The organism is Streptacidiphilus fuscans, from assembly GCF_015690355.1.
GTDB classification, from domain to species: domain Bacteria; phylum Actinomycetota; class Actinomycetes; order Streptomycetales; family Streptomycetaceae; genus Streptacidiphilus; species Streptacidiphilus fuscans.
Window position 1 is genome coordinate 73,989 of record NZ_JADPRT010000023.1, and the last position, 16,211, is coordinate 90,199.

Annotated in this window: 16 protein-coding genes; 5 read left to right on the forward strand and 11 right to left on the reverse strand. The window is 71.6% G+C overall.

All coding sequences use genetic code 11. The features are described from left to right. Window positions 1-93: 93 nt before the first annotated feature. The gene (locus tag I2501_RS36545; protein WP_328806856.1) at window positions 94-759 is read right to left on the reverse strand and encodes a lysophospholipid acyltransferase family protein; all 666 of its coding nucleotides are present in this window, start codon (window positions 757-759) and stop codon (window positions 94-96) included. Between the two features lie 168 nt (window positions 760-927). On the opposite strand from I2501_RS36545, the gene I2501_RS36550 reads away from it, so the two are divergent. Next, window positions 928-1,527, forward strand: coding sequence for a hypothetical protein (locus I2501_RS36550; protein ID WP_196198384.1), 600 nt, complete (start codon window positions 928-930; stop codon window positions 1,525-1,527). Between the two features lie 164 nt (window positions 1,528-1,691). Further along, window positions 1,692-2,831 carry a threonine aldolase family protein gene (locus tag I2501_RS36555; protein WP_196198385.1) on the forward strand — a complete coding sequence of 380 codons (1,140 nt, stop codon included), beginning with the start codon at window positions 1,692-1,694 and terminating at the stop codon, window positions 2,829-2,831. Window positions 2,832-2,939: 108 nt separating this feature from the next. On the opposite strand, the gene I2501_RS36560 is transcribed toward I2501_RS36555, so the two are convergent. Further along, window positions 2,940-3,617 carry a response regulator gene (locus I2501_RS36560; RefSeq protein ID WP_196198386.1) on the reverse strand — a complete coding sequence of 226 codons (678 nt, stop codon included), beginning with the start codon at window positions 3,615-3,617 and terminating at the stop codon, window positions 2,940-2,942. A gap of 57 nt (window positions 3,618-3,674) precedes the next feature. Beyond that, on the reverse strand, window positions 3,675-4,856 hold the full coding sequence (locus I2501_RS36565) for a sensor histidine kinase (protein ID WP_196198387.1): 1,182 nt from the start codon (window positions 4,854-4,856) through the stop codon (window positions 3,675-3,677). A gap of 112 nt (window positions 4,857-4,968) precedes the next feature. Here I2501_RS36565 and I2501_RS36570 point away from each other — a divergent pair, with 112 nt between their 5' ends. Both I2501_RS36570 and I2501_RS36575 read left to right on the forward strand, forming a co-directional pair. After that, window positions 4,969-6,072, forward strand: coding sequence for an SAM-dependent methyltransferase (locus tag I2501_RS36570; protein ID WP_196198388.1), 1,104 nt, complete (start codon window positions 4,969-4,971; stop codon window positions 6,070-6,072). After that, window positions 6,069-7,223, forward strand: coding sequence for an NADH-quinone oxidoreductase subunit D (locus I2501_RS36575; RefSeq protein WP_196198412.1), 1,155 nt, complete (start codon window positions 6,069-6,071; stop codon window positions 7,221-7,223). The genes I2501_RS36570 and I2501_RS36575 overlap by 4 nt, the downstream gene beginning before the upstream one ends. Window positions 7,224-7,295: 72 nt before the next feature. Here the strand turns inward: I2501_RS36575 and I2501_RS36580 are convergent, their stop codons facing one another. From I2501_RS36580 to I2501_RS36610, 7 genes are all read right to left on the reverse strand, one after another. Beyond that, complete coding sequence (locus I2501_RS36580; protein ID WP_196198389.1) at window positions 7,296-8,750, reverse strand: hypothetical protein; 1,455 nt, start codon at window positions 8,748-8,750, stop codon at window positions 7,296-7,298. A 183-nt stretch (window positions 8,751-8,933) separates the two neighbouring features. Then, window positions 8,934-9,419 carry a DUF3180 domain-containing protein gene (locus I2501_RS36585; RefSeq protein ID WP_196198390.1) on the reverse strand — a complete coding sequence of 162 codons (486 nt, stop codon included), beginning with the start codon at window positions 9,417-9,419 and terminating at the stop codon, window positions 8,934-8,936. Between the two features lie 155 nt (window positions 9,420-9,574). After that, the gene (gene folK / locus I2501_RS36590) at window positions 9,575-10,162 is read right to left on the reverse strand and encodes a 2-amino-4-hydroxy-6-hydroxymethyldihydropteridine diphosphokinase (protein WP_196198391.1); all 588 of its coding nucleotides are present in this window, start codon (window positions 10,160-10,162) and stop codon (window positions 9,575-9,577) included. A gap of 14 nt (window positions 10,163-10,176) precedes the next feature. Continuing rightward, on the reverse strand, window positions 10,177-10,539 hold the full coding sequence (gene folB, locus I2501_RS36595; RefSeq protein WP_196198392.1) for a dihydroneopterin aldolase: 363 nt from the start codon (window positions 10,537-10,539) through the stop codon (window positions 10,177-10,179). Between the two features lie 227 nt (window positions 10,540-10,766). Further along, the gene (locus I2501_RS36600) at window positions 10,767-11,246 is read right to left on the reverse strand and encodes a nuclear transport factor 2 family protein (protein WP_328806857.1); all 480 of its coding nucleotides are present in this window, start codon (window positions 11,244-11,246) and stop codon (window positions 10,767-10,769) included. A gap of 8 nt (window positions 11,247-11,254) precedes the next feature. Further along, complete coding sequence (folP, locus tag I2501_RS36605) at window positions 11,255-12,055, reverse strand: dihydropteroate synthase (protein WP_196198394.1); 801 nt, start codon at window positions 12,053-12,055, stop codon at window positions 11,255-11,257. 96 nt (window positions 12,056-12,151) lie between these two features. Continuing rightward, the gene (locus I2501_RS36610) at window positions 12,152-13,960 is read right to left on the reverse strand and encodes a phosphatidylglycerol lysyltransferase domain-containing protein (RefSeq protein ID WP_196198395.1); all 1,809 of its coding nucleotides are present in this window, start codon (window positions 13,958-13,960) and stop codon (window positions 12,152-12,154) included. 238 nt (window positions 13,961-14,198) lie between these two features. On the opposite strand from I2501_RS36610, the gene I2501_RS36615 reads away from it, so the two are divergent. After that, window positions 14,199-15,359: an alpha/beta hydrolase gene (locus I2501_RS36615; protein WP_196198396.1), complete on the forward strand. Its 1,161-nt coding sequence runs from the start codon at window positions 14,199-14,201 to the stop codon at window positions 15,357-15,359. A 141-nt stretch (window positions 15,360-15,500) separates the two neighbouring features. Here the strand turns inward: I2501_RS36615 and folE are convergent, their stop codons facing one another. Next, complete coding sequence (folE, locus tag I2501_RS36620; RefSeq protein WP_196198397.1) at window positions 15,501-16,109, reverse strand: GTP cyclohydrolase I FolE; 609 nt, start codon at window positions 16,107-16,109, stop codon at window positions 15,501-15,503. Window positions 16,110-16,211: the final 102 nt, after the last annotated feature.

Here is a 16,211-nt window from a genome sequence, read left to right on the forward strand (position 1 = left end):
TTCCAGTCCTCAGCGGGTACCAGACGTTCCGAGCCAGTGTACGGCGGGAGGCGGGCCTGTCGCTGTGGCCTGTGTCATGGAGTGAGGTGCGGGCTACGCCTTCGGCGGCTCGTTGTAGACGTCCGCGCGCGGCTGCGCGCTCAGCGCGTGGATCGCGTCCATGATCTGGTCCGTGATCTCGCGCCGGACCGGTCCCACCGGCGTCTCCCCGATCCGCGCGGAGAAGTCCAGCGGCTCGCCGAACTGGATGGTGACCCGCCGGATCCGCGGCAGCAGCTTGCCCACCGGCTGGATCCGCTCCGTGCCGGTCAACGCGACCGGGACCACCGGCGCGCCCGAGGCGAGCGCCAGCCACGCCACGCCCGTACGGCCCCGGTACAGCCGACCGTCCCGCGAGCGCGTGCCCTCCGGGTAGATGCCGAACGCCCCGCCGCCCTGCAACACCTCAAGGCCCGCGTCGAGCGACGCCTGAGCCGAGCGGTGCGTGCCGCGTTCGACCGGGATCGAGTCCATCGCGGTGAAGAAGATCTTGTTCAGCCGCCCCCTGAGCCCCGAGCCGGTGAAGTACTCCGCCTTGGCCAGGAACGACACCGGACGCGGTGCCAGCAGCGGGATCACCGCGCTGTCGATCGCCGCCAGGTGGTTGCTCGCAATGATCACCGGGCCGCGCTTCGGCACGTTCTCCCGGCCCACCACGACGGGCCGGTAGACCATCCGCGTCAAAGGGGACAGCACCAGCTTGGCGAGCGCTTGCGACACGGTTCCTCCGGGGTTGACGGGCGGGCGCAGCGGATCGTACGCCATCCTCCCCCCAGGACGGCAGCCGTGTTCGGGGCGGTAGCCGTGTCGGGAGGCGGCAGGCGTCCGGGGGTTTGCGCCTCCAACGCCCTGCTTCAGAATGTGCTGATGCATCAGGTACCTGGAGTCATGCCGGAGTACGTCGTCGAGGTCGACACCGAGTCGGTGGCCCGCGCCCGGAGGGCGACCATCCGCGCGCTCAACATATCCGCATGGACGGGGGTGGTCGGTGGCGGCATCATCTGCGCCATTCCGTTCGCTGCCGGCATCACTCTCGGGTGGCGCAACAGCAGCGCGCTCCTGCTCTTCCTCCTGCCTGGCCTGATCCTGGCGTCCAGCAGCTCACGCCAGTTCACCGCGGCGCGACGCCTGCGGCGAACCTGGGCGGCCGACGGTATCCCACCGGTGGCGATGCGCATCTCCGCCACTGGGTTGAGCTGCACCTTCTCCACCGCACCGCTCTTTCTTCCGTGGCCCGCCCTTGCCGGGCTCCGGGTCAATCACCAGGCCCGCGGCGGGCCGGTGATCGTGCTGGATCTCGCGGACGGTGTCACCGCGGCCACGCCGGGAGTCGTCGGACTCGATCACCCCGACATCCAGCGTGCTCTGCGAAGCAAGGTTCTGGGCATGAGGGGCCTGTGGCTCTCGGTCCGAACACTGCGTCGGCCACTGCCGGAGATCGACGCGGCTCTTGCCCACTTCACCAACGGTCGCGTGCGCATCCACTGACTCCCCCGGCCGGTCGCGACAGGCAGCACCGGGTCTGTCCGGACATGGCCGATGCCTCCAGGACACGCCGGAGCGACGCCGACGTCCCGGCCGACAACCTGACCACCCGACGGCCGGGTCGAACATTCGGCCGGAATGGGCCGTGAGCTGTGAGACTGGGCCCTATGGGACACACAGACGAGAGCACCACCGCCACCGGTATCGACCCGGCCGACCGCCGCTTCGCTGCGGTGCGCGGCTGCGAGCGCCAGCTGTCCGGGATCCGGCCGCAGAGCCTCGCCGAGCGCCTCGCCGACCTCTCCGGCGAGGACGGACGCGCCGCGTTCGATCTGGACGGGCGCCCCGACGTCTACGGCGACGGCATCGTCGCCGCGTTGGAGGACCGGGTCGCCGAGCTGCTCGGCACCGAGGCTGCGGCCTTCTTCCCGACCGGCACCATGGCCCAGCAGGTCGCCCTGCGCTGCTGGGCGGAGCGGACCGGCAACCAGCTGGTGGCGATGCACCCGCTCGCCCACCCCGAGGTGCACGAACGCCAGGCGTACTCCCAGCTGACGGGGATGCGCACGGTCTGGCCGACGACCGCGCCGCGGCTCCCCTCCGCGGCCGAGATCGCCGACTGCGACGAGCCGTTCGGCACCCTGATGCTGGAACTCCCGCTGCGCGACGCGGGTTTCGTGCTCCCGTCCTGGGACGAGCTGGCCGCGTCGGTCGAGGCGGCGCGCGAGCGGGACGCGGTGGTCCACTTCGACGGCGCGCGACTGTGGGAGACCGAACCGCACTTCGGCCGCAGCCTGCCGGAGATCGCGGGCCTGGCCGACTCGGTCTACGTCTCGTTCTACAAGACCCTCGGCGGCATCAGCGGCGCGGCCCTGGCCGGTCCCACCGAGTTCATCGCCCAGTCGAAGGCCTGGCGGCACCGCTACGGCGGCCAGCTCTTCCAGCAGTGGCCCGCGGTGCTCGCGGCGCTGGTCGGGCTGGACCGTGAACTCCCGCGCCTGGACGCGTACGTGGACCACGCGAAGACGGTCGCCGCAGCGCTGGCGGCTGCGCCGGGCGGCCGGGTGCACCCCGAGGTGCCGCAGACGCACCAGTTCCAGTTCTGGCTCCCGTTCACGGCGGACCAGCTGAACGAGGCGACGCTCCGTCAGGCAGAGGAGTCCCGCAGGGTCCTCTTCGGCGGCTGGCGGGACTCGGCGATCCCGGGCTTCGCCCTGACGGAGATCACGGTCGCGGGCCCGGCGCTGGAGTGGACCACGGAGGACGTCGCGGACGCGCTCAAGGAGTTCCTGACGCTGCTCGGGTGAGTCTGGAACTGCGCGACAAGCCACTCTGCGAGGTAGAGCCCCGACCTAACAGGGCAATCCGCTCATCAGTGGTTTCTCGCGCAGTTCCTCGCGCCCCTGATAGTGCAGCTACCCCCCGGCCTGGACGAGTCCCGTCTCGTACGCCAGCACAACCGCCTGCACCCGGTCGCGGAGATCCAGCTTCGTCAGGATCCTTCCGACGTGCGTCTTGACCGTCGCCTCCGACAGGCCCAGGCGTTCCGCGATCTCGCCGTTGGAGAGCCCCTGGGCGACCAGCAGCAGGACCTCGCGTTCACGTTCCGTCAGGCGTTCCAGCTCCGGGGTGAGCTTGGGGGCCGACGCGGACGGCAGCACTGCCGTGAAGCGGTCGATCATCCGGCGGGTGGTGGTCGGGGCGACCACCGCCTCGCCGCTGCTGACGGCGCGGATCGCGGCGACCAGTTCTGTCGGCGGGACGTCCTTCAGCAGGAAGCCGCTGGCGCCGGCCTTCAGCGCCGAGAACGCGTACTCGTCCAGGTCGAAGGTGGTGAGGATGAGCACCCGCGGCGAGGACGCCAGCGGGACCGAGCCGTCGCAGATGCGGCGGGTCGCCTCGACGCCGTCGAGCCGCGGCATGCGGACGTCCATCAGGACCACGTCGACGGGGGTCTGCGCCAGCACCTCCAGGGCCTGGGCGCCGTCGCCCGCCTCCGCGACGATCTCGATGTCGGGCTGCGACTGCAGCACCATGCGGAAGCCGGTGCGCAACAGCTCCTGGTCGTCGACCAGCATGATCCGGACGGTCACCCCAGAGTCCCCTTCTTCGTGCGCGTCAGCCTCGTCGCGTCAGCGTCAGGTCCAGCGTCAGATCTTGGCCGGGCCGAGCGGCAGCACGGCCTCGATGCGGAAGCCGCCGCCGCTGCGCGGGCCGGCGTCCAGGCTGCCGCCGACCATGCCGACGCGCTCGCGCATGCCGATCAGGCCGTGGCCGAAGCCGTCCTCGCCGCCGCCCCGGGCCAGCTCCGCGCTCGCGCCGCGGCCGTCGTCCTCGATGACCATGGCCAGGTCGCCGTCATGGAACCGCAGCTGCACCTTGGCCGAGGCCTCCGGGCCGCCGTGCTTGCGGGCGTTGGTGAGCGCCTCCTGGACGATCCGGTAGGCCGTCAGCTCGACCCCGCGCGGCAGCGGGCGCGGCTCGCCCTCGATCCGGAACTCGACCGGCAGGCCCGCGCTGCGGACCTGCTCCAGCAGGTCAGGGAGCTGCTCGACGCCGGGCTGCGGCACGTACTCGCCGACGCTGTCCTCGGCCCGCAGCAGGCCGAGCAGGCGGCGCATCTCCGCCAGCGCCTGGCGGCCGGTGCCGGCGATGGTGGCCAGCGCCTCCTTGGCCTGCTCGGGCGAGGAGTCCATGACGTAGGACGCGCCGTCCGCCTGGACGATCATCACCGAGACGTTGTGGGCCACCACGTCGTGCAGCTCACGGGCGATCCGGGCGCGCTCGGCGGCGACGGCGATCTTGGCCTGGGCGTCGCGCTCGCGCTCCAGCCGGGCGGCGCGGTCCTCAAGCTGCGCGTAGTAGGCGCGGCGGATGCTGGTGAAGCGTCCGAGCACCCAGCTGAGCACGAACGGCGTCGACGCGACCAGCGAGATCACGATCAGCTGGAAGATCCCGTGCGGGGGTCCGCTGTTGAAGGCAAGGATGGCGAACGGGCCGGACAGGAACGCCAGCAGCAGTGCGGCCCGCGAGGTCCAGGGACGGCCGAACGCGGCGGCGCCGTAGGTGAGGACCAGCAGCGCGATGTCGGAGGGGTAGACGTTGTTGCCGTACGCCATCTGCCCGAAGGCGAGCGCCACGGCCGCCCACATGGCGGCGTCCGGATAGATGCGTCGGACGCACATCAGGCCGCAGAGCGCGAAGGCCAGCAGCAGCTGGCCGATGCTGCGCTCGCCGATGACTCCCATCAGCGACAGCAGGAACACCAACGCGGCCCAGGCGGTGTCGGACACCGTGGGGTGGCGGCGGAACCAGCTGTAGAGGAGTTGCACGGTTACAGATTAGGCAGCCCGGAACGCCCGAACCGTCCGCCGTCGGGCGGACTCGCGCATCCTCCGCAGGTCGGAGTTGGTTGGCTTCGGCACCCGCTGGGATGGTGGGGTCATGAGCGATGGCGCGGCCATGAACGAGGGCGGGACCGGCATGGTGCCCTGGCGGCAGGCGACGGAGGCGGCCCTCTACGGGCCGAACGGGTTCTTCGTCCGCCCGGACACCGACCGGCCTGGCCTGCCCGACCGGCCCGAGCAGCCGGATGGGCTGGCCGGACCGGCTGCGCACTTCCGCACGTCCGTGCACGCCAGTCCGCTCTTCGCCCGAGCGGTGCTGCGGCTGGTCGAGTGGGTGGACGAGGACCTCGGCCGACCGGACCGCCTGGTCGTCTGCGACGTCGGCGCCGGACGCGGTGAGCTGCTGGTCGCGCTCGCGCAGCTCACCGACGGCACGGAGCTCGGCGCGCGGCTGGAGCTGCGCGCCGTCGAGCGCGCCCCGCGCCCGGACGGGCTGCCGGACGCGATCGCGTGGGGTGCGGAGATCGAACCGCTCCCCCACGGCCTGCTCTTCGCCAACGAGTGGCTGGACAACGTCCCGGTGGACGTCGCCGAGGTCGACGACGACGGCACCGCCCGCTACCTGCTCGTCGACCCGGCGACCGGCGAGGAGCAGCCGGGCCCTGCGCTCACGCCCGAGGACGCGGCCTGGCTGGCCGCCCAGTACCCGGCCCTCCCACGTGGCGGCCGGGCGGAGCTGGGCCTCCCCCGCGACCGGGCGTGGTCCGCGGCGGTCGCGGCGCTGGGCCGGGGTCTCGCGGTGACCGCCGACTACGCGCACACCCGCGACTCCCGTCCGCCGTTCGGCACCCTCACCGGCTACCGGGACGGCCGACAGGTCGCCCCCGTCCCGGACGGCAGCTGCGACCTGACCGCCCACGTCGCCCTCGACGCCTGCCTGGACGCCGCCGTCCGCGCGAACCCGCGCGTCACCCACAGCCTGTGGACAACGCAGCGCGAGGCACTGCGTTCGCTCGGCGTCTCCGGGGCCCGTCCGCCGCTGACGCTGGCCTCCAGCAACCCGGCCGGATACCTGCGCGCGCTGTCCGCGGCCGGGGAGGCGGCCGAGCTGATCGCGGTCGGCGGGCTGGGCTCGTTCCTCTGGGGTGCACAGGCTGTGGACATGGAGATCCCGGCGGGATGGCAGACTCTGTGCACATGAAGGAGACCACGGTCGGCATTGGCGCGGGCGCCGCGACCGAGCTGGGCACCAGCGACATGGTGCTCAACATCGGTCCGCAGCACCCGTCCACCCACGGCGTGCTGCGGCTGAAGCTTCGCCTTTCCGGCGAGCGGATCAGCGAGGCGGAGCCGGTCATCGGCTACATGCACCGCGGCGCGGAGAAGCTGTTCGAGGCGCGCGACTACCGCCAGATCATCATGCTGGCCAACCGGCACGACTGGCTGTCCGCCTTCGGCAACGAGCTGGGCGTGGTCCTCGCGGTCGAGCGGATGCTGGGCATGGAGGTGCCCGTCCGGGCCACCTGGACCCGGACGCTGCTGGCCGAGCTGAACCGGGTGCTCAACCACCTGATGTTCCTCGGCTCCTACCCGCTGGAGCTCGGCGGCATCACGCCGATCTTCCACGCCTTCGACGAGCGCGAGCGGCTCCAGGCGGCGCTGGAGGAGGCTTCCGGCGGCCGGATGCACTACATGTTCAACCGCGTCGGCGGCCTCAAGGAGGACCTGCCCGCCGGCTGGTACGGGCGGGTGCGCGGCGCGGTCGCCGCCGTCCGGGCCAAGACGGAGATCTTCGACCGGCTGGTGCTGGGCAACGAGATCTTCCGCGCCCGGACCACCGGCGTCGGCGTGCTGCGTCAGGACCTGGTGCACGCGTACGGGGTGAGCGGGCCGATCGCCCGCGCCTCGGGCGTCGACTTCGACCTGCGCCGGGACGAGCCGTACCTGGCCTACGGCGAGCTGGCGGACGTGCTCCGGGTGCCGACCCGGGAGACCGGCGACTGCCTGGCCCGGTTCGAGTGCCTGCTGGAGCAGCTCCACAACAGCCTGGACCTGGCCGACGCCTGCCTGGACCGGATCGCCGAGCTGCCGCCCGGTCCGATCAACGTGCGGCTGCCCAAGGTCCTCAAGGCCCCTGAGGGCACCACCTACGCGTGGACCGAGAACCCCCTGGGGGTCAACGGCTACTACCTGGTCTCGCGCGGCGACAAGACCCCGTGGCGGCTGAAGCTGCGCTCGGCGTCGTTCAACAACCTCCAGGTGCTGAGCGAGATCCTGCCCGGGACGCTGGTCCCGGACATGGTCGCGATCCTGGGCTCGATGTTCTTCGTCGTCGGCGACGTCGACAAGTAGCACGCGGCCGGCCGAACGAACGACACGAGCCCCGCTCCACCGTCGGTGGAGCGGGGCTCGGCTGTCGGTACGTCAGACTGCGCGGACGGCCCGGACGTCGATCGGCTCGGTCTCGTCCTCGGCGGTGAGGTCGACCAGGGTGTGCTCGATCCGCTCGCGGTCATGGGTCGGCAGGACCGACGGCGCGGTGGGCGCGGCCACGTACCCGGCCTGGGCGGCCACCGCCTCGTCGCCGACGACGTCCGCGGTGTCCATGCTGTCGGCCCGCGCAGCCGCCGTGTCGACCGGCTTCGCCGCGGGGGCGGCGGACTCCGTCTGCTCCTCGCCGAGCTTGGCGCCGATCGCCGTCTCCTGGCGGGAGAAGAAGTTGAACGTGCCCGTCGCCCGGTCCTGACGCGGCATCGCGGTCGGCGGCACGGCCGCCGCCGGACGCAGCGGGGGCAGCGCAGCCCGCGCCCACGCCGGGGCCATCGCGGCCGAGGGCTCCACGCCCGAGGCGACGGACCGCCCGGGGCCGGACATGTAGGGGGCGACCAGCCCGCGCTGGGCCCCGCCCGTGCCGGTGACGGCGGTGGAGCCGGACGGCTGACGCCCCGTCGCCGCCTGCCGCGCCGCGAACGCGTCCAGCGCCGAACCCGGCTGGGCGGCCACCCGGGAGGACGGCTGGGCCGGCACCTGCGAGGACGGCCCGTTCGACCGCTCCTGCTCGGCCGCCGCAGGCTGCTGACCCTCCGTAGGACGGTCGGTCGGTGCTGCTGGTGCGGCCGGTGCGCCCGGAAGTTCTTGACGAATGCTCACCGAATCGGCGCCCCGCGCGGCGTCCTGGGTGCCCGCCTTGGGCGTGGACTGCGCCGGAATGCCCGGGTTCGGCGCGACCGGCGCCGGCGGAACGGGGACCTGGACCGGCACCGGGACGGGCTGCGCGGACTGGGCAGGCCGCGCGACGTTCGGCAGCTGCGCCTGACGCAGCGCCAGCGTCGCACCGGCCTCGGCCTGTTCGGCACGCCGCTCCATGGTGCGCAGGGCGGAGGCGGCCCGCAGGTAGAGCGTCGGCGTCGGCCGGGTGCCGCGCTGGGACACCTCACGGTTCTGCCTGGTCTCGGCCTCGCGCAGCGCCTGCTCGGCGACGATCCGGGCGCGCTCGCGCAGCAGGTGGGCGTTGGCCGCCTCGGCCTGGGCCACCTGGCTGCGGTGCGCGAGAACCCGGCGCTCCAGCCGCTTGACCTGCTCCTCGGCGACCTCGGACTGGTACTCCAGCTCCGCGATCCGCTCCTCGAAGCGCTCCTGGTCCCGGGTGCGGGCCGACTGCTCGGCGACGACGTCCAGCTCGGCCGCCCGGTCTCGCTGGCGTAGCAACGCCGCTATGGCGCACGCGCCGACCGCGACGCTGATCACCAGCACCCGCTGCACGGTCAGACTGTTCGTCAGCAACGCCGCAGCAAGTGCGGCGAGCGCCAGAACGGTAGAGGCGAGCGAGGGGAGCGTCCGGCGAAGCGACGAGGCTTGGCGGTGGCGACCACGAGACATGGCCAAAAATCTAGCGTGATCGTCCGACTTATGTCAGGCGAGGGGTCAAATACACCCTTGACAGGCTGTGGACACGGCCGTCAGGGGCTCGTTCGCTGACATATTCGCTGACTTCCCTGACACATTTCCCGATCCGGCGACCTGATCCGGCGACCCGATCATGCAGGCCGATCCGGCGGCCGGTCAGCGGGGCTGGCGCGGGTCCTGCTCGTCCTCGTCCTCGGGGAGCTTGCAGACATGCTGGAGCCAGAGCCCGGCGGCCATCACAGCGACGCCCGCGACCACCGCGAAGAGGGCGGTCAGCGCCTGACCCTTGCGGGCCGGGACGCTGCTCATCAGGGTGAGCAGGAAGACGCCCATGCCGCCGTAGACGCCGGTCACCAGCGCCGCGACCAGGGCGCTCGCCTGGCCCAGCACCACCGCACGGGCGGCCGACAGCGGATCAACGCCCTTGGCGCCCGGTACGCGCTCGCGCTGGGCACGCAGCCGCCCGCGCAGCGAGATCGCAGTCGCGGCAAGCACGACCGCGATCACCGCCAGCACGATCGGGGCAGCGGCCGGAACGCCGGGAAGCGTGCCGACCGAGTTCCACAGGCGCGCGCCCGCCCAGGACAGCACCCCCGCGACCAGGGTGATCACGGTCAGTACGAGTGGGCGAAGCGGCTTCACAGCGGTCCCTCCAAGCCAGGATGCGCTCTACCGTACCTGCCGCACGACACGCTGACGCGAGGTCAGCGCGGGTCGGCGGGCCGACGGGCTGCCCGGCTGCCGGGTCGGCGGAAGGGTGGGCCGGCGGGTCGGTGGAACGCGGACCGCTACCGCGCTCAGCGCGGCAGGTGCAGTGCGATGTCCTCTCGGCGGCGGACGCCCTCCTCGCCGACCACGGCGAGCAGCTCGGCGACGCGGCCGCGGCCCGGCAGCTCGGCCTCCGGCTCGGCGTCGAACCACGGGGCGAGCACGAAGCCGCGCTCGTGGGCGCGCGGGTGGGGCAGGACCAGGTCGGGGACGTCCTGCTCGACGCCCTCGTAGGCGACGATGTCGACGTCGAGCGTGCGCGGGCCCCAGCGGACCTCGCGGACCCGGCCGAAGGCGTCCTCGATGGCGTTGGCGCGCTCCAGCAGGGAGAGCGGCGGCAGGGTGGTCTTCAGCACCAGCACGGCGTTGAGGTAGGAGGGCTGGCCCTCCGGGCCGCCGACGCCGTCGGTCTCGAAGACCGCCGAGACGGCCTTGACCCGGACACCGGGGGTGTCCTCCAGCAGGTCGACCGCGCCCTGGAGGGTCTCCAGGCGGTTGCCGAGGTTGCTGCCGAGGGCGATGACCGCGCGGCGGGGGTTGTGCAGGGTGGTGTCGGCCGAGTCGACTGCGGCCTTGATCTCGGCCGGGACCGGCGAGGCAGTGGGGTCGGGCGTCATGGGAATCATGGGACTCATCCGCGGCTCCGAACGATGGTGATGGTGACGTCGTCGAAGGGGACGGTGATCGGCGCGTCCGGCTTGTGCACGGTGACCTCCACCTCCTCGACGGCGGCGTGCGTGAGGCACTGGTCGGCGATGCGCTGGGCGAGGGTTTCGATGAGGTCCACCGGGTCTCCGGTGACGACGGCGACGACCTCTTCGGCAATGACACCGTAGTGCGCCGTCGCGGCGAGCTCGTCGCCGGACGCGGCCTTGCGCGTGTCCACGCCGAGCACCACGTCGACGACGAAGGTCTGGCCGTGCTCCCGTTCACGCGGGAAGACCCCGTGGTGGCCACGGGCCCGCAGGCCCTTGACCGCAATCCGGTCGAGCATGTGACGACTCCCTGTGGTCCGGCTCACCGACGACACGCGGGAGCGATCAGGCTTCTTTGCCTACAGGTCCAAGCTACCTTGCAATACTGACAATCCCGCGCGGCCCCCTTGTGAATCCCAGGGGCGCGCCCTGTAGCCAACGAATACGACCGGAATGCCCACCTGACGCACACAGCCGCACGCGGCCGTACGGCTCAGTCCGCGTCGGCCCCGTCTCAGCCCCGGCCTCAGCCCTCGTCGTCGCCCTCGCCGTCGTCGTCCCCACCGCTCGTCAGCACCGGGGAACCGTGGTGCGACCAGAGCCGCCAACCCTCACTCGTACGTCGGAACAGGTTCGTCGCGACCGCCCGTCCCCCGACCAGGGGACCCAGCTCCCCCTCGGTCTCGACGTCGCCGCTGGAGAGGATGTTCTCGGTGCAGGTGACAAGTGCCACATCGCCGAGCACCTCGACCTCGACGTCGGTCAGGAAGAACTGGATGTAGTCGGTGTGGGCCATGATCAGCGCGTACGAGCGCAGCACCGAGGCCCGCCCGCGCAGCACCGGCCAGCCCGGGTGGACGCAGACCGCGCCGTGCACGTCGTCCGCGTCCGCGCCGGAGACCCAGACGTCGGTGAGGGCGTCCAGGTCGCCCTCCTCCAGGGCGGTGTAGAGGGCGAGGTTGGCCTCGGTGACGGCGGCGACGTCCGCGTCGGTGCCCGTGGGCACTCCCTCGGTCACCTCGCGGCCCGCAGGGCCGCCTCGACGCGCACCGCGTCCGCGCTGGCGGTCACCTCGTGCACCCGGACCGCCCACGCCCCGCCGGCCGCGGCCAGCGCGGTGACCGCGGCGGTCGCGGCGTCCCGCTCGCGCGCGGGGCGCAGTTCGCCCGTCTGCGCGTCGGCCAGCAGCGTCCCGAGGAACCGCTTGCGCGAGGCGGCGACCAGGACCGGCCGCTCCAGCCGGGCCCAGGCGTCGACCCGGGCCAGCAGCGCCCAGTCGTCCTCGCGGGTCTTGGCGAAGCCCAGCCCCGGGTCGACGATCACCTGCTCCGGGCGCACGCCGCCCGCGACGACGGCCTCCATCTGCTGCTCGACCTCGCGGACCACCTCGCCGACGACGTCCCCGTAGCGGGCCAGGGCGTCCATCTCGGTCGACTGGCCACGCCAGTGCATCACCACAAAGGGGACACCCGTCTCGGCCGCGACCTTGACCATCGTCGCGTCCGCACGCCCGCCGCTGACGTCGTTGATCACCTTCGCCCCGGCGGCGACGGCCGCGTCCGCGACGGCGGCGCGCATGGTGTCGACGCTCACCACCACGCCCTCCGCGGCGAGGCCGCGAACCACCGGCAGCACGCGCCGGAGCTCCTCCTCCTCGGTCACGCGCTTGGCCCCCGGACGGGTGGACTCACCACCCACGTCCACGAGATCGGCTCCGCGCCGGGCGAGCTCGACGCCGTGGGCGACGGCCTTGTCCGGATCGAGCCAGAGCCCTCCGTCGGAGAAGGAGTCCGGGGTGACGTTGACAATGCCCATCACCCCACAGCGGCCCCAGTCAGGCAGCCCGGGGAGAGTACGGCGCGGAGTTTCCATGCCCTGATTATCCCGCCACACGCAGAGCGGGAAGTTGCACTACCTCGGCGCGGGAATGGTGATCGCCTCGTTCGGGTCGGAGACCGCCCGTTGGAAGCGCCGCAGCGACTTCGGGAGCTCCATCACGATGAACGCCTCCGCCTGGAGCGCGGCGATGCCGATGCGCGGGAGGTCCGAGGCGCTCGGGTAGACCAGGAACCGCGGTTCCCAGATCGGGCGGAACTTCGCGTTGAACTTGTACAGCGACTCGATCTGGAACCACCGCGACAGGAAGACCAGCAGCCCGCGCCAAGCGCGCAGCACCGGGCCCGCGCCGATCCGCTCGCCGCGTGCCAGCGCCGAGCGGAACATGGCGAAGTTGAGCGAGACCCGGTTGACGCCCAGGGACGGACCGGCCTCCAGCGCCTTGACGATCAGCAGCTCGTTCAGGCCCGGGTCGGCGTCGCGGTCGCGACGCATCAGCTCCAGCGAGATGCCGTCCTTGCCCCACGGCACGAAGTGCAGCACGGCGCGGATGTCCGAGGCCCCCTCGGGCGCTCCCTCGACCGCCTTGTGGGCGGTGACGACCACACAGCCCTCGTCGCGGACGTCGCCGAAGCGGCCCAGCGCCATGGAGAAGCCGCGCTCGGTCTCCGTACCGCGCCAGGTGTCCGCGGCGTGGCGGATCGCCTCGCGCTCCGTCGCGTCCAGCTCCTCGACGCGGCGGACCCGGCACTCGTAGCCGGCCCGCTCGATGCGCTTCACCATCTGGCGGACGTTGCGCATGGCGCGGCCCTCCAGCGTGAAGTCGGCCACCTCGACGATGGCCTCGTCGCCGATCTCCAGCGCGTCCAGGCCCGCCTCGCGGGTCCAGACCTCGCCGCCGGTTTCGCTGCAGCCCATCACGGCGGGGACCCAGGCGTGCCGGTAGGCCTCCTCCATGAAGCACTTGATCGCGCCCGGCCACGCCTCGACGTCGCCGATCGGGTCGCCGGAGGCGAGCATCACACCGGAGACGACGCGGTAGGCCACCGCTGCCTTGCCGGTGGGCGAGAAGATCACGCTCTTGTCGCGCCGCAGCGCGAAGTAGCCGAGCGAGTCGCGGGCGCCGTGCTTGATCAGCAGCTCGCGGACCCGCTGCTCCTCGGACGCGTCCAGGCGGGCGACCGGCTTGGACGGGCGCAGCGCCAGCCACGCCGTGCTGACCGCGGTGAACAGGCCGAGGCCGGCCAGCGAGTAGTAGACCAGGTCGCCGGTGCGGTCACCGACGTACTGGATCGGGCCGCCGATGCCGAGCAGGCCCCAGAAGACCTCCCAGAATCGTTCCCGCAGTGTGGGATCGCCCACGGTCGTCTTGGCGTGCGAGCTGACGATGATCATGCCGAGCCCGAAGCTCAGCGCGAGCATCAGCACGAAGTTGAACAGCGCCCGCCACCGCGTGCGCGGGTCGGACAGGGCGTAGAACTCACGGTGGTTGACCAGCAGCAGCACCCAGACGACCAGCGAGATCACCGCCGTGCCGGTGTGGTGCCAGCGCAGCAGCTCGACCAGCGCGCCGACCGGCAGCAGCACGGCCACAGCACGGAACGCGCGCGCCTTACGGCGGCGCAGCGCGTGCGCCAGCATGATCAGCAGGATGCCGACGACCAGCGACGCGGCCGTGGCCAGCGTGGTGACCGTGCCCGGCAGCAGGCTGGCGATCTTGTGGGCGTCGCTCTCGCGGAAGTGCGGCTCCACCCCGGCGACGATGTCGAAGATGCCGATCAGGGCCGTGGCGTAGCCGACTGCACGTGGCACCCAGGGGCGGGAGACCTTGGGGATCGGCAGGCCCTTGCGGGTCGGTCGCTCGGTGGCCACGGGTTCACTCATGGGAGCAAAGCGTAGACGCACAGGTAAGGACTTGGTTCCCGGCGGGACGTCGTAGGTGATGAGCACACATGAATAGCAGGCGTACGGGGACTACAGTGCGGGTGCTCAGGAACCGCTCAGGCATGCTGGAACGTCGGACCTCCGGACCCGAACCACCAATCGGGCCGGAGCAGGACACGCGGCGTCGCCGGACAGCGACGGGCGGTCATCGGGACAGAGGTTTGGGCGCAGGCACGACATGGGACTCACCAGCAAGAAACTGGAGCTGCTCGTCGCAGTACTGGCGATCGCCAGCTTCGTCGGAACGGTCTGGCTCTGGCCCAGGCTGAGCGGGCGGAACTGGAAGGCCGTCAGCGGACGGGTCGGCACGCTGCTGCTGAGCCAGGTACTGAGCCTGGTCGCGATCGGGCTGGTCGCCAACAACTGGGGCGGCTTCTACAGCTCCTTCAGCGACCTCTTCGGCACGGACCAGGGTCCGGCGCCGACGATCGTCGACCACAGCAGGCAGACGTCGGACAGCAAGGGCGTGGGCAGCGTCACCGTCCAGAACAGCAAGCCGGTCGCGCTCCAGCTGGGCGGCGCGGGCGCCGGCGCGAGCGGCGGTTCGGTCCAGCAGGTCTCGATACAGGGCGGCTCGACGGGCCTGACCGAGCCCGCGTTCGTCTACCTGCCGGCCGCGTACAAGGACGCGGCGAGCGCGCACAGGAAGTTCCCGGTGATGGTCGTCTTCACCGGCTACCCGGGCACGCCGGACAACCTGATCTCGCGGATGAAGTACCCGACGATCGCGGCGCAGGACATCTTCCAGAAGAAGATGCCGCCGACGGTGATGGTGCTGATGCGGCCGTCCGTGGTGATGCCGCGCGACAACGAGTGCCAGGACGTCCCCGGCGGGCCGCAGGCGCAGACCTTCTTCGCGAAGGACCTGCGGCGTGCGCTGGCCACGCAGTACAACGTCTCCACCGCGGGCAGCGCGTGGGGCGTGATCGGCGACTCCACTGGCGGCTACTGCGCGCTGTCGCTCGCGATGCGCGAGCCCGGCTCGTTCACGGCGGCGGCGTCGCTCTCCGGCTACTACAAGGCGGCGGAGGACTCCACCACCGGCAACCTGTTCGGCGGCAGCCAGGCGCTGCGCAACCAGGCCGACCTGATGTGGCGGGTGGCGCACCTTCCGGCTTCGCCGGTGTCGCTGTTGGTGACCAGCAGCAAGACCGAGGCGGACTACAAGGACACGCAGGCGTTCATCAAGGCGGTCGAGGGGAAGCCGCCGTTCGCGATCTCGTCGCTGTTCCTGGTGTCGGGTGGCCACAATTTCACTACGTGGAACCAGGAAACCCCGCTGGCGGTCCCGTGGGTGGCAAACCACCTGGTCGTCCCGGGGAGCACCGGTACCGCCTGACGTTCAGTTGCAACACCCAGGGGCGCGGGGAACTGCGCGAGAAACCACCCGGAGCGGATGGCCCTGAACATTCGGGGCTCTACCTGTCTGGGTGGCTTGTCGCGCAGTTCCCCGCGCCCCTGAGTGGCCCTTTGCGAAAAGTCAGCGGCTGACGATGAGGCTCATGGCCTCCGCGCGGGTCTTGCCGTCGCGGAGTTGGCCGCGGACCGCGGAGGTCATCGTCTTGGCGCCGGGCTTGCGGATGCCGCGCACGCTCATGCACATGTGCTCCGCTTCGACGACCACGATCACGCCGCGGGCCTCGAGAATCCGCATCAGCGAGTCCGCGATCTGCGTCGTCAGACGCTCCTGGACCTGCGGGCGGCGGGCGAAGACGTCGACCAGGCGGGCCAGCTTCGAGAGGCCGGTGATCTTGCCGTTCTCGGCGGGTATGTAACCGACGTGCGCCACGCCGTGGAACGGCAGCAGGTGGTGCTCGCAGCAGGAGACCAGCTCGATGTCCTTGACCAGGACCAGCTCGTCGTGGCCCAGGTCGAAGACGGTGGTCAGCACGTCCTCGGGCTCCTGGAAGAGACCCGCGAAGATCTCCTTGTACGCCCGTGCCACGCGCGCCGGGGTGTCCTGCAGGCCCTCGCGGTCGGGGTTCTCGCCGACGGCGATGAGCAGTTCCCGGACCGCGTCCTCCGCTCGCTTCTGGTCGAACTCCCGGACGGCGCCGGACGAACCGTCGATGGTCACCGGGTCGATCATGGGCGGTTCTCCTCAGAACGAAGCAGAGCAAAAAACGTCGGACAAACGGACTGCTGCCCCAAGGCTAATAGCCTTGGGGCAGCAGCGTTCATTCCGGATAGC

Excerpts from the sequence above, each read along its gene's own strand:
- I2501_RS36550 (WP_196198384.1), top strand. The coding sequence starts at position 928 with ATGCCGGAGTACGTCGTCGAGGTCGACACCGAGTCGGTGGCCCGCGCC.
- I2501_RS36555 (WP_196198385.1), top strand. The coding sequence starts at position 1,692 with ATGGGACACACAGACGAGAGCACCACCGCCACCGGTATCGACCCGGCC.
- I2501_RS36570 (WP_196198388.1), top strand. The coding sequence starts at position 4,969 with ATGAGCGATGGCGCGGCCATGAACGAGGGCGGGACCGGCATGGTGCCC.
- I2501_RS36575 (WP_196198412.1), top strand. The coding sequence starts at position 6,069 with ATGAAGGAGACCACGGTCGGCATTGGCGCGGGCGCCGCGACCGAGCTG.
- I2501_RS36580 (WP_196198389.1), bottom strand. The coding sequence starts at position 8,750 with ATGTCTCGTGGTCGCCACCGCCAAGCCTCGTCGCTTCGCCGGACGCTC.
- folK (WP_196198391.1), bottom strand. The coding sequence starts at position 10,162 with ATGACGCCCGACCCCACTGCCTCGCCGGTCCCGGCCGAGATCAAGGCC.
- folB (WP_196198392.1), bottom strand. The coding sequence starts at position 10,539 with ATGCTCGACCGGATTGCGGTCAAGGGCCTGCGGGCCCGTGGCCACCAC.
- folP (WP_196198394.1), bottom strand. The coding sequence starts at position 12,055 with ATGGGCATTGTCAACGTCACCCCGGACTCCTTCTCCGACGGAGGGCTC.
- I2501_RS36610 (WP_196198395.1), bottom strand. The coding sequence starts at position 13,960 with ATGAGTGAACCCGTGGCCACCGAGCGACCGACCCGCAAGGGCCTGCCG.
- I2501_RS36615 (WP_196198396.1), top strand. The coding sequence starts at position 14,199 with ATGGGACTCACCAGCAAGAAACTGGAGCTGCTCGTCGCAGTACTGGCG.
- folE (WP_196198397.1), bottom strand. The coding sequence starts at position 16,109 with ATGATCGACCCGGTGACCATCGACGGTTCGTCCGGCGCCGTCCGGGAG.